General features: G+C 52.8%; 12 protein-coding genes, 2 pseudogenes and 1 riboswitch. Of the genes and pseudogenes, 5 read left to right on the top strand and 9 right to left on the bottom strand.

The window, feature by feature from the left end; genetic code table 11:
• Positions 1–2: 2 nt before the first annotated feature.
• Positions 3–605 carry a CDP-alcohol phosphatidyltransferase family protein gene (locus DB847_RS06835; protein WP_108650005.1) on the top strand — a complete coding sequence of 201 codons (603 nt, stop codon included), beginning with the start codon at positions 3–5 and terminating at the stop codon, positions 603–605.
• Positions 606–815: 210 nt separating this feature from the next.
• Entirely contained in the window at positions 816–3,110 is a 2,295-nt protein-coding gene (locus DB847_RS06830) for an FdhF/YdeP family oxidoreductase (RefSeq protein WP_108650004.1), read from the top strand.
• A 52-nt stretch (positions 3,111–3,162) separates the two neighbouring features.
• On the opposite strand, the gene DB847_RS06825 is transcribed toward DB847_RS06830, so the two are convergent.
• Positions 3,163–3,929 (bottom strand): IS5 family transposase gene (locus DB847_RS06825; RefSeq protein WP_108650003.1). Its coding sequence is split into 2 segments (ribosomal slippage): positions 3,163–3,554 and positions 3,554–3,929, totalling 768 coding nucleotides; the frame shifts between segments, so codons are not numbered across the junction.
• Positions 3,930–4,306: 377 nt separating this feature from the next.
• Between DB847_RS06825 and DB847_RS06820 the strand changes: the two genes are divergently transcribed.
• A complete protein-coding gene (locus tag DB847_RS06820) occupies positions 4,307–5,704 on the top strand; it encodes an APC family permease (protein WP_108650002.1) in 1,398 nt (465 codons plus the stop codon).
• 66 nt (positions 5,705–5,770) lie between these two features.
• Here the strand turns inward: DB847_RS06820 and DB847_RS06815 are convergent, their stop codons facing one another.
• Positions 5,771–6,253 carry a YajQ family cyclic di-GMP-binding protein gene (locus DB847_RS06815; RefSeq protein ID WP_108650001.1) on the bottom strand — a complete coding sequence of 161 codons (483 nt, stop codon included), beginning with the start codon at positions 6,251–6,253 and terminating at the stop codon, positions 5,771–5,773.
• Positions 6,254–6,525: 272 nt separating this feature from the next.
• Between DB847_RS06815 and DB847_RS06810 the strand changes: the two genes are divergently transcribed.
• Entirely contained in the window at positions 6,526–7,449 is a 924-nt protein-coding gene (locus DB847_RS06810) for a ketopantoate reductase family protein (protein ID WP_108650000.1), read from the top strand.
• Complete coding sequence (locus DB847_RS06805; RefSeq protein ID WP_108649999.1) at positions 7,442–8,008, top strand: DJ-1 family glyoxalase III; 567 nt, start codon at positions 7,442–7,444, stop codon at positions 8,006–8,008. Before DB847_RS06810 ends, DB847_RS06805 begins: the two co-directional genes overlap by 8 nt.
• A 38-nt stretch (positions 8,009–8,046) precedes the next feature.
• On the opposite strand, the gene DB847_RS06800 is transcribed toward DB847_RS06805, so the two are convergent.
• From DB847_RS06800 to DB847_RS24275, 7 genes and pseudogenes are all read right to left on the bottom strand, one after another.
• A complete protein-coding gene (locus DB847_RS06800) occupies positions 8,047–9,519 on the bottom strand; it encodes a leucyl aminopeptidase (protein WP_108649998.1) in 1,473 nt (490 codons plus the stop codon).
• Positions 9,520–9,929: 410 nt separating this feature from the next.
• Positions 9,930–10,549 (bottom strand): annotated as a pseudogene (locus DB847_RS06790) (LysE family translocator).
• 267 nt (positions 10,550–10,816) lie between these two features.
• The gene (yfaE, locus tag DB847_RS06785) at positions 10,817–11,056 is read right to left on the bottom strand and encodes a class I ribonucleotide reductase maintenance protein YfaE (RefSeq protein WP_199911763.1); all 240 of its coding nucleotides are present in this window, start codon (positions 11,054–11,056) and stop codon (positions 10,817–10,819) included.
• Positions 11,057–11,073: 17 nt separating this feature from the next.
• Positions 11,074–12,174 carry a class Ia ribonucleoside-diphosphate reductase subunit beta gene (nrdB, locus tag DB847_RS06780; protein WP_108649996.1) on the bottom strand — a complete coding sequence of 367 codons (1,101 nt, stop codon included), beginning with the start codon at positions 12,172–12,174 and terminating at the stop codon, positions 11,074–11,076.
• Positions 12,175–12,353: 179 nt separating this feature from the next.
• Positions 12,354–14,623 (bottom strand): annotated as a pseudogene (gene nrdA / locus DB847_RS06775) (class 1a ribonucleoside-diphosphate reductase subunit alpha).
• 123 nt (positions 14,624–14,746) lie between these two features.
• A riboswitch (cobalamin riboswitch) is annotated at positions 14,747–14,920 on the bottom strand.
• 66 nt (positions 14,921–14,986) lie between these two features.
• Positions 14,987–16,144: a PTS transporter subunit IIC gene (locus DB847_RS06770; RefSeq protein WP_108649995.1), complete on the bottom strand. Its 1,158-nt coding sequence runs from the start codon at positions 16,142–16,144 to the stop codon at positions 14,987–14,989.
• Positions 16,138–16,275, bottom strand: a complete 138-nt coding sequence (locus DB847_RS24275; protein ID WP_159084431.1) for a hypothetical protein — start codon at positions 16,273–16,275, stop codon at positions 16,138–16,140. Before DB847_RS24275 ends, DB847_RS06770 begins: the two co-directional genes overlap by 7 nt.
• Positions 16,276–16,481 lie beyond the last annotated feature (206 nt).

Here is a 16,481-nt window from a genome sequence, read left to right as displayed (position 1 = left end):
CCATGCTCGATCGCTACAGCAGCCGTTTAATCCACTATCCACTGCTGCTTTTAACCAAACCTTTGTCCTACACCCGCATCACCCCCAATCAACTGACTCTGAGCGGGTTTATCATCGGGATGCTGACCATCCCGCTACTTGGGTTTAAGCTCTACCTGCCTGCGCTGGGTTGTATTGTGCTTAACCGGATCATTGATGGGCTGGATGGGGCCTGGGCCCGCAGATCACAGCAAAAGAGCGATCGGGGTGGATTCCTGGATATAGTGCTTGATTTTATCTTCTATGCCGGGGTGGTGTTTGGCTTTGCCCTGGCCAATCCTGCCCACAACGCCCTGGCGGCCGCTTTTTTGATCTTCTGCTTCATGGGCACAGCGTCAAGCTTCCTGGCCTTTGCGATCATGGCCGAGCGTCGCGGTATCCCACAGCCAAACACCAGTAAATCCCTGTTTTATTTAGGAGGCCTGACCGAGGGAACCGAAACCATTTTGTTTTTTATCGCTTTTTGCCTGTGGCCAGCTTATTTCCCCTATCTGGCCGGTGTGTTTGGCCTATTGTGCCTGTGTACTACCTATGCCCGGATCCGGATCGGAAGCAACCTGTTGTAAGTGAGTGATACCTTTCAAAAGAAGTCATAGGTTTCCCAATACCCACAATCTCTCTGGTAGTAAGCTGCGAGGATCAGTAAGATACCCACCAATAGCTATTGGGGTTGCGTACTATCTCCACGCAGGCTAACCAGCCTGACTTCCATTCCCCGAATATAAAGTTATCCCTTTTGCAGGCAGAGCAGTGAAGCTCTGTCCAGGAGTATCCTCATGAATGATAAGATCAAACCATACAAGGGCGCCGCTGGCGGCTGGGGCTCACTCAAAGCGACCACCAAGTCTGTTCTACAGAGTAAAAAAACCGCCTCAAACATTCGTAACCTGCTCAAGGTCAACCAGGTAAAGGGGTTTGATTGCCCGGGTTGCGCCTGGGGCGATCAGATAGGTCATCCCTTTGGTTTTTGTGAAAATGGGGCCAAGGCGGTCACCTGGGAGGCGACCTCCAGGACAGTTGATCGGGAGTTCTTTGCCCAGCACAGTATCACCGCTCTGAGAAAGCAGAGCGACTACTACCTGGAATATCAGGGTCGCCTGACCGAGCCGATGCGCTATAACCCCAAAACCGATCACTATGAGCCTGTCAGCTGGGAAGATGCCTTTGCTCTCATCGCCGACAAAATCCAGGGGCTGGATGATATTAACCAGCTTGAGCTCTACACCTCGGGTCGAGCCAGCAACGAAGCCTCTTACATCTATCAGCTGTTTGGCCGGGTGCTCGGAACCAATAATTTTCCAGACTGCTCCAACATGTGCCATGAAGCAAGTGGCGTTGGTCTGGGACAAAGCCTGGGAGTCGGCAAAGGAACCGTTCGCCTCGAGGACTTTGAAAAAGCCGATGCGATCTTCGTATTCGGCCAGAACCCGGGGACCAATCACCCCCGAATGCTGCACAGTCTGCGTAGCGCCTCGCGTAAAGGCACCCGCATCGTCAGCTTTAATACCCTGCGCGAGCGGGGACTGGAGCGCTTTTCCAACCCCCAAAGTCCGCTGGAGATGCTCACCCCTAAGACATCCAGAATCAGCTCGGCCTATTACTGCCCGAACTTAGGGGGAGACATGGCGGCGATTCGTGGCATGGTCAAGCACCTGCTGGCAGCTGACCGCAAAGCCCGCGCCGAGGGCGCTTTCCCCCTGCTCAACGATGCTTTTCTCAACCAACACACCCAGGGAGTTGAAGACTATCTCAGGGTGGTCGATGCCACCAGCTGGGAGCAGATTGAGCAGCAGTCAGGATTGAGCCGCGAGCAGCTCGCAGAGGCCGCAGAGATCTACTGGCAGTCGGAGGCGGTGATCTGCACCTGGGCGATGGGGATCACCCAGCACAAGCACTCGGTCGCCTCGGTTCGTGAAATCGTCAACCTGCAATTGCTGCGAGCCAACCTGGGACGTCCCGGTGCCGGACTCTGTCCGGTACGCGGGCACTCTAATGTCCAGGGCAATCGCACCATGGGGATCAATGAGCGCCCCAGCGAACAGTGGCTGACAAACCTTGAGTCTAAACTTGGGATCCCCATGCCCCGCAAGCCTGGCCACAACACGGTCGAGGCGATTCACGCCATGTCAAAGGGGCAAGCCAAAGTGTTTATCGCACTGGGTGGCAACTTTGCTGCCGCCACCCCGGATACCGAGCGCACCGCCCGGGCTCTTCGCAACTGTGAGCTCACAGTACAGATCAGTACCAAGCTCAATCGTAGTCACCTTGAAATTGGAAAAGAGGCCCTCATCCTGCCGACCCTGGGGCGCACCCAGGTCGATCGCCAGGCCACCAGGCCACAATTTATCACAGTTGAAGACTCCTTTAGCATGGTGCACGCCTCCGAGGGGGTCAACGAGCCCCACTCAGAGCTCCAGAGATCCGAGACCGCCATCATTGCTGGGATCGCTCATGCCAGCATGGGGGACACCCCCATCGATTGGCTGGCTCTGGCCGCCGATTACAACAAGATCCGCGAGCTGATTGCCAGAACCATCCCGGGATTTGAAAGCTTCGGCCAAAAGCTAGATATTCCGGGAGGCTTTTATCTGGGCAATGCAGCAGCCGATTACTGTTTCGCAACCCCCAGTCAAAAAGCAGAGTTCTGTGCCTCCTCCCTGCCGGATGCCATAGTGCCGCAACTACACTCTGATGAGCCGGTGGCCACCCTGCAAACCCTGCGCTCACATGATCAATACAACACCACCATTTATGGCATGGATGATCGCTACCGTGGGGTCTACGGTCAGCGGATGGTACTGTTCATCAGCCCTGAGGATCTGCAAAAACGCGGCCTGAGCGAAGGCGAACTGGTGGAGATTGAGGCCCTGTGGCCCGATGGCATCGAGCGTAAGGTCGGCGGCTTTAAGCTGGTCAGTTACGATATCCCCGAAGGGAACCTGGCAGCCTACTACCCTGAAACCAATCCTCTGGTGCCTCTGGAGTCGGTTGGAGATGAAACCGGAACCCCCACCTCTAAATCAATCGCCGTGGTGATCCGTAAGCAACAGGACAATCAACGGATCTTCTAAAGCACCTCCGGACATAGCAGCGGGCAAGGGCTGATCTCTCTAGGGGCTGTCGTCATAAGATGGCAGCCCATAGTGCTACACAACGTATTTGAACCGCCGCTTCAAATGAAGCGGTATTTTTTGCATATCGTGTCGCGATTCCTCGCCACCTCTTCAGATGAAGAAAAGCATTTTCTACCAAATACCTAACTCTATAGAGACCTTTATCATGCTCCCGTAGCACCTTCCGGTTTCTCCTCGATGGAATAACCACTTTCATTCCCAGAAACTCGGCTTGGGAGACCAAGGCATTGGTATCGTAGCCTCTGTCAGCCAGTAAATACTCAGCATCGACACTATCAATCAGAGCCAAGGCCTGAGAACAGTCTGCCGTTGTACCTGAGGTAACAAAGCACTTAACAGGCATGCCATGAGAGTCTACAGCCAAGTGGATTTTACTGTTTAGCCCCCTTTTGTTATCCCCATATCCTGATTACCTCCCTGAGCACCGCTGGCATCTGGGTGGACTTTGATATGGCTGGCGTCGATCATCAGCCACTCAAAATCAGGCTCATGGATTAAACGTTCCTGGAGGCGAGCCCAAACTCCCTTATCACGCCAGCGACTGAAGCGTCGATGGGTATTTTTCCAGTCGCCATAATCGGGAGGAAGGTCTCTCCAAGGTGAGCCTGTCCTTAAAATCCAAAAAACAGCATTGATAAAGAGTCGGTTATCTCGACCCGCCTTTCCCCAATCACCTTTTCTTCCCAATATATGGGGTTCGATTAGGCTCCATACTCGGTCTGATATGTCATGGCGTCGGTGGGCTGGGCTCTTCATTGTGCGGTTCCAGATTAATGATGAAAGAATGTATTGTACTCAAACTGGTCCGTTCATGACGACAGCACCTAAGATCAGCCCCTCTAAATAGCAGCCCGATTTTCTTGCTCAAAAAACAGCCAGAACACCAAATAATATTCAATAATACTCCTCCTGCTCGTTAATCGATTAACAGCCAGGCTAATCTGCGGAATGCACGATCAAAAAGACAAAAAATAGGGGTTTTCGATAGTTTTAAACCTTTTTTAAAGCTGCTAATCTGCATCTCTTTTAGACACCACGACACCTGACTCCGATCCAAATCGTCAGGTGATCTGGAAAGCTTGAGCACTTTTCTTTCCAGATGGATATAAGATGCACTCGGAGGATTGAGCCGTATGAAAGACTCCCTCAAGCCAAAATTTGGCCTGTTTACCGCGTTGGCTATGGTGGTGGGTACCGTGGTTGGCATAGGTATCTACTTCAAGGCCACCCCGGTGCTGGTCAATACCGGGGGGTCTGAGAGCTATGCCCTCATCGCCTGGAGCGGTGGCGCCCTGCTGGCGATCATCGCCGGCATAGTGGTCTCAGAGCTGGCCAGCATGACCAAGGATACCGGGGGCCTCCAATCCTTTGGTGAGCAAACCTGGGGAAAAACCTTTGGCTTTATGATTGGCTGGAGTCAGTCGGTCCTCTATACCCCGCTGATCCTCAGCATCATCGCCTTCTACTCGGCAACCTTCACCCTGATGTTTCTGGGTTGGCCCATCACTTTAACCAACCTGATGCTGTTTACCTACGGCTACTACATCGCAGTAAACGCTATTAACTTTGTCTCGGCCTCACTGGCGGGACACCTGCAAAAACTGATGACCCTGCTTAAGCTGATCCCCCTGCTGGGTATCGCCATCACCGGTTTCTTTTTCAGCGGTGATAGCTCAGGGAGCCTCAATTTCAGTGGTGCCAGCATGCAGCACTTACCCGCCTTTATCGCCATCTCAACCGCGATGATCCCTGTGCTGTTTGCCTTCGAGGGCTGGATCTTTGCCGCGACCGTTGCCAAAGAGATCAAAAATCCCCAGCGTAACCTGCCGATCGCCATCATAGGTGGAATCGTGGTGATTGCTCTGGTGTATGTCCTGTTCACCATTGGTTTGCTACATGTCGCTCCCGGGGCGGAATACGCCTATAACTCAGGGGAGGTAAATGTCTTTAGTGCAGCGAATGTGCTGTTTGGCCCTCAGGCAGGTAAGGTAATTCAGGGCTTCATAGTGATCTCGGCCCTCGGGGTACTCAACGCCTTTTCGCTGTATTCGATTCGCATGCCCTACTCCCTGGCGCTGCGCGCCTCATTTCCGGGCTCAAAGGCGCTAACTAAGGTATCTAAGCGCTCGAATATCCCGACCTACTCCGCCCTGTTCATGAATATCTGGACCCTGCTGCTGATCAGCATAGGTTTTGCCCTATACGCGGCGGGTCAGACCCAGGTCTTTGATGTGTTCGGCGATGTGCCGATCGCCCTGTTCTACATCTTTTACCTGCTGATCATCGCCGGGATCTGGCGTCTGCGCCACACCCGCCCCGAGGCAAAGCGTAACTTCAGAGCGCCACTGCTGCCCATATTGGCAACCCTGGCAATCCTGGGCTCAGCCTACGCAGTCTACGGCGCCTTCTTTGCCCACCCCTACTACATGCTGGGCTCGGTGGTCATCGCCCTGGTGGGTGTCGCAATCTACAAGCGCTATCAACCCAGCCCTGAAACAACTCATAACAGCGGGCTAATCCGGGAAAGCTGATCAAAAAAGCCACCTTTGTAAGGTGGCTTTTTTATTTTCGCCTCTCCCGAGCTCAGGCCGTGAGTATCAATCGCGAAAATTCTTAAACTGAAACGGCTGATCAATATCAGACTCTTTCACCAGGGCCATCACAGCCTGGAGATCATCGCGTTTTTTACCTGTGACTCGCACCTGATCGCCCTGGATCTGAGCCTGAACCTTCATCTTCTTATCCTTGATAAGCTTAACGATCTTCTTGGCGGTCGCACTATCGATCCCCTGCTTAAACTTGACCTCCTGTGAGAAGCTCTTGCCCGAATGCACCACATCGGCCACATCCATAGAGCCCGCCTCGATACCACGCTTCACCAGTTTTGAGCGAAGAATATCCAGCATCTGCTGCAGCTGGAAATCAGCCTCAGCTTTCATCTTGGTTACTTCATTATTCAGTTCAAAAGCCGCTTCAACATTTCGAAAGTCAAATCGGGTCTGCAACTCTCGGTTCGCATTATCGACCGCATTGAGCACTTCATTCATCTCAATCTCGGTCACGATGTCAAATGATGGCATCTCACACTCCTTCAATCATTGGGGTTGGTACCGGCTTGGAACTACTTCCGGCCCATAAAGATTTAGCCGACTATTATACCCCCGAGATCCGACTTGAGTATAATTCTTGTTGAGACAATAGCTTCGAAGATATCGGACCTGTTAGAGTCATTTTTCAAAGCACAACTTCCGATGACTCTGATACACTTTAATCTACCCAGAGTAAATACCCACGGTAAAGTGAGCCAAACCCGCTTACCTTCCGGTAAATAATTCTTAAAAGTAGTGTGCTTATGACCAGTTGGACCATAGTTGGCGCAGGAGCGCTCGGTTGTACGTTTGCCTCTTTACTTGTCCAGAGTGGACAGGGTGTCAGCCTGTTAATGCGTGATCACTACCGGGGGCGATTTCACCCGGGGATCGACTTTACCGATCTCAAGGGACGTGGCCACCTGATCCATACCCGGCGACTCTTTGCCTGTGATCTAATGGGCCAGCATGACAAGATCCAGCGCTTGCTGGTTACCACTAAGGTGTTCCAGATTGAAGAAGCACTCAGCCCCCTGGTTGGACGTATCTGTCCAGAGGTCCCAATCATCCTGATGCACAATGGGATGGGCTCTGTGGAGACAGTGAGCCGGCTCTTTCCCGATAACCCAATCCTGCAAGCCACCACCACCAATGGCGCCTTGCGAAGCGGACCCTTCATCGTCCGCCAGACCGGTGGCGGTGAAACCTGGATTGGAGCGGCTAATGCCAAGGCACGAGACTGCGCCGAAGATATTCTTGAATCTTTGGGAAGCGCACTGCCTCATCTGGATTGGAGCGATCAGATCGAGGAGCGTCTCTGGAGTAAGCTTGCGATCAACTGCGTCATCAATCCCCTGACCGCCCTACATCGTTGCCGCAACGGGGATCTGCTTGAAGATCGCTTTCATGACACCCTGGAACAGCTCTATGACGAGTTGTTTGAGGTAATGAAGAGTGAAGGGCTGACCATCCCGCGTCAGCAAATAAAACGCCAGGTTGAGATGGCGATTCAGTGTACCGCCGAAAACTACTCCTCGATGAACCGGGATTTGATGCTACAGCGGCGCAGCGAAATTGAGCAGATCACCGGCTTTGTGCTTAGCCGGGCCCAGCGCCATGGCCTGAGGACGCCGGTTAACCACCAGCTGTATATAGATATCAAGGAAAAAGAGTCCAGCTATGTGTAGGGTACTGGTTGCCGTTGCCGAAGGCAGTGAAGAGATTGAAACCGTCACCACCCTGGATACCCTGATCCGCGCCGGAATAAAAGCCACCTCCGCGGCCAGCAACACCCAAAGCCTGACTATCACGGGTTCCCGTGGGATTAAAATCCAGTGCGATGCTCTGCTCGATGAGCTCCTGGATCAAAGCTATGATTGTATCGTCCTGCCCGGAGGCCAACCCGGGGCTAACCACCTGAGGGACTGCCCGTCACTCATCAGGATGCTGAAAAACCAGCAACAGCGCAAAGGCTGGATAGCCGCGATCTGCGCCGCTCCCGTGGTGGTCCTACAGCACCATCAGCTCCTCAGCGAGGCTCACTTTACCTGCCATCCCAGCCTACAACCCCAGGCGCAATCCGGTCTGGACTCCGACAGCCGGGTGGTGGTAGACCAGAGACATAAACTCATCACCAGCCAGGGGCCCGGTTGCAGCATAGAGTTCGCAGTTGAAATCATCCGCCAACTTAAAGGGGATGAAGTTGCCAAAGCAACCGCATCCCCCATGGTATTAGCCCCAAGCTGAAAACTGGCTGACAACCTCTGCCAGCCAAAGCTGCCAGTTTATTTAAGGCTGGTCAGATAACGCATCAGCAAAGGAACCGGCCGAGCCGTCGCCCCTTTTTTCTTATCAAAGACCCCACCGGCACTGCCAGCGATATCCAGGTGAGCCCAAGCATACTCCTTGGCAAAGCGCGACAGGAAGCAGCCAGCAGTAATGCTACCCGCGGGCTTGCCGCCGGTATTTGCTATATCGGCAAATGGGCTGTCGATCTGCTCTTGGTACTCCTCATCCAGAGGCAGCTGCCAGGCCTTGTCTGCTGCATCTTTACCCGCCTGTAACAGGGTCTGAGCCAGCTCATCATCGTTGCTCATTAAACCTGTGTTGTGCTCTCCCAGGGCAACGACACAGGCCCCGGTCAGAGTCGCCATATCGATCACCACTTTCGGATTGAACTTGCCGATGTAACCCAGGCCATCACACAGGGCCAGGCGACCCTCAGCATCCGTGTTGATAACCTCTATGGTCAGGCCGCTATAGGAGGTGAGAATATCTCCCGGCTTGAGGGCCTTGCCATCGGGCATGTTCTCGGCAGAGACGACGATGGCAACGATATTCTTTTTAAGCCCCATCTCAGCTGCAGCCTTGATGACACCAAATACGCTGGCGGCGCCACACATGTCATATTTCATCCCCTCCATGCCTTCGCTGGGCTTGATGCTCACCCCGCCGGAATCAAAGCTTATCCCCTTACCGACCAGGCCAATCGGCGCTTCCTCTTTATCATCGGCGCCCTGATATTGCATGATGATAAATTTAGAAGGCTCTTCACTGCCCTGTCCCACCGCCAGAAAAGCATTAAAGCCAAGCTCTCGCCCTTCCTCTTCATCGATGATTTGTGTCTTGATTGAGTCGTACTCAGATGCCAGCTCCAGAGCGGTCTTGGCGAAATAACTGGGAGTACAGATGTTCCCCGGGGCATTGCCAAGATCCCGGGTGAGATTCATCCCGGCCAGCAGAGCGGTAGCCTGCTCAAGCCCTGACCGATTCTCCCCACCCACAAACTCAACCACCTCAGGAGTCAGTTGTGCTTTTTTGCTGCTCTTGAGCCCATCAACCCGGTAGTAACCCGCATCGACAGCCTGCATCGCCAGGGAGAGTTTATCGGCATTGGGATTATTGGAAAGTGCAAGATCCAGGGTGTCAAACACAACTCGGGTCAAGGGCAGCTCTTTGATGCTGGCAATCGCCTTTTGATGAAGTCCCTTAAATTTAAGATCGGTCAGCTTATCTTTGGCTCCAGCCCCCACCAACAACAGCCGCTCGGCATCAATACCCTCAACCTCAGGGATCAACAGGTTTTGTCCAATCTTGCCCGGAAGATCACCCCGCTCAAGCAATCGGCTAATGAGTCCCTTGGTCGCCTTATCGATAGTAGCCGCCGCATTGCTAAGCTCTTTATCCTCAAAAACAGCAACCACCAGACAATCGCCTTTGGTCTGCTCCAGCGCAGTTTGTGTCAATGAAAACTTCATAAGTTCCCTACCTTAAGAATGGTTTTTTAAAGATTTGTAAATTTTGTGAAAGCGCTTCGAGTCTACTTGAATTGACGCAGGCTGTCAGCAATGGGAAGTGCCGCTAGCAGAAGGAAGAAAAGTAGCAGACGTGCTCTCACTTCCCTTTGGGCTGTTTAGGTTTGCTGAATCTTCGCAGCCATAGCGGGACAAAGTAGTTCACCGCCCCAGCTCCAATAAAGGCAGCACCTCCTATCAGAAGGTGGTTGTCCATCAAGTGGCATACAAATACCGCAACCAAGAAAGCATGCAGTCCCCCCAGCCATCGCCTGACACGAATATTGGGAAGCCAGCTCAAAGCCACCAGAATAAACACCCAGGAGGCCCAAAAAGTCTCCTGGTTTATTGAAACATCAAAATGCATAACCAGCCTATCCAGCAGCCAGCCAGATCCCGACCCCAAGCATCAAAGTCCCGGCGATCCGGTTCATCAGCCTGACATTGCCGCTCTTACTTAAAAAGTAACTCAACCGACTCCCCCCGTGGCATAAAGCATCAGGCAGGAGAACTCCAGTAGCAAAATGATCGACAGCAACATGACGATCTGAGGCGCCATCGACTGATGTGGATTGATGAAAGGAGGCAGTAAGGAGACAAAAAAAGCCCAGCCCTTAGGGTTGGTTACCGCCGTCATAAATCCCTGACCGGCGAGAGCCAATCCGGGCTGAGTTGATTGCTCAGAGCGCTCTGCTGAGAAGGCCATCTTTCCCTTGGAGAGCCACATCTGCACCCCGAGATAACAAAGGTAGACACCACCGGCAAACTTGATCAGGGTAAAGAGCAAAGGATATTGCAGCATCACGGCCGCAACACCGATTACAGCCGCAACTCCAACCAGGGCGACACCGAGGAGCTCTCCAACCATCATCCATAGGGTACGCCGAACCCCCATCGTCATCCCCATGGTTAAAGCCAGAGTCATGCAAAGCCCCGGAGTCAGGGATACAAAAAAGAATGTCGGCACAAAAACCGCGAGAGTGGAAACGTTCATCGTCGAAATGAGCTACCTCTTGAACGAAAAGCCGGATAGCTGTTGCTATCGTAATCAAATTAACCCAGAAAAGTAGTCAGTTTGCCCACTAGATGAGGCAAATTGTCCCGAAACTCTCTCATAGATCCCGGGAGGGTTCAATTACTTTACCGGCTCACTCATCTAAGGCACTAGATCTCACAGCAAAAAATGAGAAATAGCGGCCATCTTCGGCAAAGTTATGATAATACTGGCTAAAATACCCGGGTAAAAGCCTAGTAAATCATCTCACCTCCACCGCTTGAGAGTGAGCTTTCCTTTCGCCACGCAGCAACATGGGAGGATCTCATCTTCCCGGAAAAACGCCAACGGCTCCAGCAGATACTCCACTTCACCTGAAACACGCTTAACCCGACAGGCACCACAATACCCAGAGCGACACTGAAATGGCAGTCGAATATCCTGAGCCTCAAGCCGCTCCAACACAGGCCGGCAACAGCCCCGATCTGAGGGCTGAAGCTCTATCATAGAAGTTTCCTCAGGCATCAGAGCTCAAAGCCTGCCAGGGCACTGGTGTTGACATCGCTGTCGATGGCTCCCACCAGATAGGAGCTGATCTCCGCCTCCTGAGGAGCCACCTGCACATTATCACTGGCAAGCCAGGCATCCATCCAGGGCAAGGGGTTAGGTTTAGACTCAAACAGTGAGTCCAAACCGAGAGCCTGCAGCCGCTGATTGGTAATAAACTCAATGTATTGACCCAGGATCTCGCTATTAAGCCCGATCATTGAGCCATCCTTGAAAAGATACTCCGCCCACTGCTTCTCCTGAATGGCCGCCTCTGCAAACAGGGCCCTCACCTCCCCCTCATACTCCCGGGCAATCTGGCACATCTGCGGATCATCATCACTGGTCGCCAGAATATTCAGAAGATGCTGGGTCCCGGTCAGGTGCAGCGCCTCATCCCGGGCAATCAGCTTAATGATTTTCGCATTACCCTCCATGGTGGCCCGCTCGGCAAAAGCAAAGCTGCAGGCAAAACTCACATAAAAGCGGATCGCCTCCAAAACATTCACCGAAGCCAGGGTGAGATAAAGAGATTTTTTAAGCTCTCTGAGCTCGACACTCTCCTTGGCAAGCAAGTAGCGCTGGGCCAGTTCAATCAGTTTGTCGTAATGACAGGTCACCGCCTCGGCCCGTTTCACGATCTCCGGATTCTCGACTATGTCATCGAACACCTCTCCAGGCTCGGTGATGATATTGCGAATGATGTGAGTATAGGAGCGCGAATGGATGGTCTCACTAAAACTCCAGGTCTCAATCCAGGTCTCCAGCTCAGGCAGGGAAACGATCGGCAGAAATGCCATATTGGGAGAGCGCCCCTGCACGCTATCGAGCAGAGTCTGGTACTTAAGATTACTCAGGAAAATATGCTGCTCATGCTCAGGCAACGCCCGAAAATCCTGACGATCCCGGCTCAGGTCGACCTCCTCGGGGCGCCAGAAAAACGAGAGCTGTTTTTCGATTAACTGCTCGAAGATCGGGTATCTTTGGCGATCATAGCGCGACACATTGACATTTTCACCGAAAAATAACGGCTGTTCGAAGGTTGAAAAACGATTCTGATTAAAACTTTGGTAACTCATATTTATCCCTCTAATTAAAATAAGCGGCAACTTAAAAAGATTGAAGAAAAGATATTCAGGGGAGATGCTAAGTCGACCTTCTGCTGCACGGACGCAGCAGCAGAGCCCCAAGGACGGCTAGTTGCGTGTCGACATGCAGCCACCAGAATATCCTGCTCTATACAAAGATTAAGATGCCGCTAAATCTTACAAGCCCCACCACTGCAGCCATCATCAGCTTCAGGTTGCTGGCCCGCGCCGTCCCGGGTGTTATGGTAATAAAGGGCCTTGAGCCCATATTTATAGGCGAGCAGCAGATCCTCCATCAGTTGCTGCATCGGAACCTTCCCTTCGGCAAAGCGCCCGGGATCATAGTTGGTGTTAGCCGAGATCGCCTGATCAACAAATTTTTGCATCACCCCCACCAGCTGCAGATAGCCCTGGTTATTCGGGATCTGCCACAGCAGTTCATAAGCCGGGCGCAGCCTGGAGAGCTCGGGCACTACCTGCTTTAAGATCCCATCCTTGGAAGCCTTGACACTGACATAACCCCGCGGAGGCTCAATACCATTGGTGGCATTACTGATTTGCGATGAAGTCTCAGAGGGCATCAGGGCCGTCAGTGTTGAGTTACGTAGCCCATGCTGAAGAATATCCAGTCGCAGGCTCTCCCAATCACAGTGATAGGATGGGGCACAATAGCTGTCTATATCCGATTTATAGTGATCAATCGGTAACTCACCGGCCGCATAGCGGGTATCGGCAAAGCCTTCACAGGCACCCCGTTCCCGGGCAAGGCGGTTTGAAGCCCTGAGTAGGGAGAATTGAATGGCCTCAAAAGTTTGGTGGGTCAGCTCCAGTGCCGAACCATCCGAGTAGCGAGCACCGCGTTTCGCCAGATAATAGGCATAATTGATCACCCCAACCCCCAGGGCCCGGCGCTCCAATGAGGCACGCCTGGCCGCTGCAACCGGGTAGTCCTGATAATCCAACAAGCTATCCAGAGCCCTGACGATCAAATCGGCCAGGGGCTCCAGCTCTTCAAGGCTTTCAATGGCCCCTAAGTTAAAGGCTGCCAGGGTGCACAGGGCGATCTCTCCCTGCTCGTCGTTAATATTCTCTAAGGGGCGGGTCGGCAGAGCGATCTCAAGGCACAGGTTGGACTGGCGCACCGGAGCTTTTGTCGGATCAAAGGGACTATGAGTGTTGCAGTGATCGACATTTTGAATATAGACACGCCCCGTCGAAGCTCGCTCCTGGAGCAAGCTGGAGAAAAGATCCAGTGCCTTAATCTTGCGGCTTCGAATCGATAGGTCCTGTTCATAGCCAAGATAAAGACGCTCGAATTCGTTCTGATCTGAAAAAAAAGCCTCATAGAGATCGGGTACATCAGATGGGCTAAACAGGGTGATCTCCCCATTGCTCAATAGTCTTTGGTACATCAATCGGTTCAGTTGTACCCCATAGTCCATGTGGCGAACCCGGTTCTCTTCCACTCCCCGATTATTCTTAAGCACTAAAAGCTCAGGGGCCTCCAGATGCCACAGGGGATAAAATAAGGTGGCAGCTCCGCCACGGACTCCCCCTGAGAGCAACACTTCACCGCGCTCTGAAAATGCTTGAAAAATGGGATACATCCGGTGTGGTAAGCCTCACCGCCACGGATCGCTGAGCCCTGGGCACGAATCCTCCCGGCATTGATGCCGATTCCGGCCCGCTGGCTGACATAACGGACGATCGCCGAGCTGGTCGCATTGATCGAATCCAGGGAATCACCACACTCGATCAACACACAAGAGCTAAACTGCCGGGTCGGGGTCCGTACCCCGGCCATGATAGGCGTCGGCAAGGAGAGCTTAAAGGTAGAAACCGCATCATAAAAGCGCCGAATATAATCAAGTCTTACCGCCCTGTCATAGCTTGCAAAAAGGCAGGCGCCGATCAGCAGATAGAGAAACTGCGGACTCTCATAGTAGGTACCGCTGACCCTATCCTGTACCAGGTATTTACCCTCCAGCTGCTTAACCGCCGCATAGGCAAAATTAAGATCTCTGTTATGATCTAAAAACAGCTCCATCTCTTGGAATTCATCCATGCTGTAATCGATGAGTAGCGCCGGGTCGTAGCGCTTGAGATCCACCAGCCTGGCCACATGTTGATACAGAGGAGGTGGAGTGAACTCACCATAGGCCCTCTTGCGAAGATGAAAGATATTGAGCCTGGCGGCCAGGTATTGATAGTCCGGGGCTTGCTCACTGATGAGATCGGCGGCGGACTTGATCAGGGTTTCATGGATATCACAAGTTGAGATCCCATCATGTAGCTGCAGATGAGCCCTAAGCTCAACCTGGGAGACAGAAACGGCATCAAGCCCTTCAGCAGCCCAGTTTAAAACCCGGTGGATCTTATCCAAATCCAGCAGCTCTTGATGGCCGTCTCGTTTGGTAACATGAATGGTTTGTGCGTTCACCTTGTCGTGCACCTCATCGACAAGGCAGGGGAAGGCTATGACACAGACACGTCAACGCAACATGCGTCCACGTTAAGGTCACCACCGGATCGCCCCGCCCGATGTTTGACTATAGAAGATTGCGCCATAGGCGCGGTCACGGCAGGTCTCCTGGCTCATGCTCAGCATCACATCCCGCCTTCCCGGAAAATCCAGTGGCTGTTGGGGGTGACTCACATTGACAGTTGCGGGGGCAGCTGCGGATTTTCACCGCATTCCCTTTTGATCCCGTTGGGGAACCGTATGTCACATATAGTGGTTTAATAATTGATTAAGATCAATATATAGTGGTTTGTTTGCTCATTCTGCATACAGTCAAGGTAACTAAAACAGCGTTGTTAGCCATTTTGCCAGGTAGTAGAGCGGCATCCATAGCAGGGTGTCATCGATGTTAGAGAAGGTGATCCCAGATCCCACCAGGACCCCGGTCATTGGGTAGACCAAAAGATAACCCAGGTGACCGATAAGACTCATCACAAAACCCGCCACCAGGGTGCCGCGAACTCCGCCGCTGCGGTTGGCAAACACCCCGATCAATCCGCCATCAAAAAACATGATGATCGGACTCGGGAAGACGATAATCTTGGAATGGCAGAGCATAAGCAGCCCCATCGAAGCCAGGGCTCCACCAATCGCCGCGATAAAACCCAGCAGGGATGCCACAGGTGAAAAGGGAAAAAACGTGGTGCAATCAAGCGCCGGAACCGCCCCCGGGATCAATACCCGGGTGATCCCCTCAAAAGCAGGGATCATCGAGCCGATAAAGAGCCTGACCCCGCTTAAAAGTACAAACATACCAGCAGCAAAAGAGAACCCCTGCATGATGCACCAGATCAGCCAATTTTGATCCTGGCTATAGGGGATGATCGCAGCCTTACCTGCGACCACTGCAGATACCAGAAACAGCAATGGCATCAGGGTCGCAGTGGTGACCGTGCTATCCCGGAATATTTCAAAGCCCCCGGGGAGCTTTAGCTTTTCGGCATCCTGCTTGGGATCTCCGACCCAACGTCCGATCTGTGCCCCCAAATAGGCCGCCAGCTGATTACAGTGCCCCAGGGTCAGGGGCTGATGCATCAACCGTTTGGTGATCCCCCGCACCAAAGAGGGCGAGAAGGTCCAGTAAAGGGCACACAGCAGCGAACCCACCCCAACCAACTCAGCCCCCTTAAGAGGCCAAAGGGTTGGCAAAACCATCACCATAAAGCTTGCCAGAAACAGCATCATGTTAGCGGTCAGATAGATATTGCGGTAAAAACGCCGCGGCAACAGCCGTACCAGCAACAGATGCAGGGCAAAGCCACATAGAAAGGTGAGAACTATGCTGTTCCCCGCATGCTTCATCCCCAGCGCAAAGGCTGCCTCATTAGCCGGAATCACTCCCTGGATACCAAAGCGATGATTGAGAAGCTCACTCAGGGGCTCAAGGGCCTTGAGCAGGATCTGGGCACCAATACCGATCGCCAGGATCCCTATCACCACTTTGAGCCCCCCTCCAGCACTTTAGCGAAGGAGTGCTTGCCAAGGCTGAGCCCCAGCACTGTTACCAGTCCGAGAAAAATCGCCGGTTGATTCAGGAGATCAAACACCAGCAGATGGATAAATTCGTTCACGCAGCCTTCCAACTCAAATTAATTGATCCAGATCAAAAATAAGGCTGCGAACCATACCGAGATCGCTGACAAAGATCCAGTGATATAGCGCCCAATAGCCCAAGGGATTCGTCGTAAGCCGATTTAGCCTAAAAGAGTGCAAAGTGTCGGTATTTAGCGACATAAAGCCATAAAAACTGTGCGCCAATCCCTGGCTTGCCCCGGGC

Source organism: Dongshaea marina, from assembly GCF_003072645.1.
Lineage (GTDB): Bacteria > Pseudomonadota > Gammaproteobacteria > Enterobacterales > Aeromonadaceae > Dongshaea > Dongshaea marina.
This window is presented reverse-complemented; position numbering and strand designations above follow the sequence as displayed.

What these genes read in the sequence shown, in the direction of transcription:
- DB847_RS06835 (WP_108650005.1), top strand. Translation starts at nt 3, where the DNA reads ATGCTCGATCGCTACAGCAGCCGTTTAATCCACTATCCACTGCTGCTT.
- DB847_RS06830 (WP_108650004.1), top strand. Translation starts at nt 816, where the DNA reads ATGAATGATAAGATCAAACCATACAAGGGCGCCGCTGGCGGCTGGGGC.
- DB847_RS06820 (WP_108650002.1), top strand. Translation starts at nt 4,307, where the DNA reads ATGAAAGACTCCCTCAAGCCAAAATTTGGCCTGTTTACCGCGTTGGCT.
- DB847_RS06815 (WP_108650001.1), bottom strand. Translation starts at nt 6,253, where the DNA reads ATGCCATCATTTGACATCGTGACCGAGATTGAGATGAATGAAGTGCTC.
- DB847_RS06810 (WP_108650000.1), top strand. Translation starts at nt 6,526, where the DNA reads ATGACCAGTTGGACCATAGTTGGCGCAGGAGCGCTCGGTTGTACGTTT.
- DB847_RS06805 (WP_108649999.1), top strand. Translation starts at nt 7,442, where the DNA reads ATGTGTAGGGTACTGGTTGCCGTTGCCGAAGGCAGTGAAGAGATTGAA.
- DB847_RS06800 (WP_108649998.1), bottom strand. Translation starts at nt 9,519, where the DNA reads ATGAAGTTTTCATTGACACAAACTGCGCTGGAGCAGACCAAAGGCGAT.
- yfaE (WP_199911763.1), bottom strand. Translation starts at nt 11,056, where the DNA reads ATGATAGAGCTTCAGCCCTCAGATCGGGGCTGTTGCCGGCCTGTGTTG.
- nrdB (WP_108649996.1), bottom strand. Translation starts at nt 12,174, where the DNA reads ATGAGTTACCAAAGTTTTAATCAGAATCGTTTTTCAACCTTCGAACAG.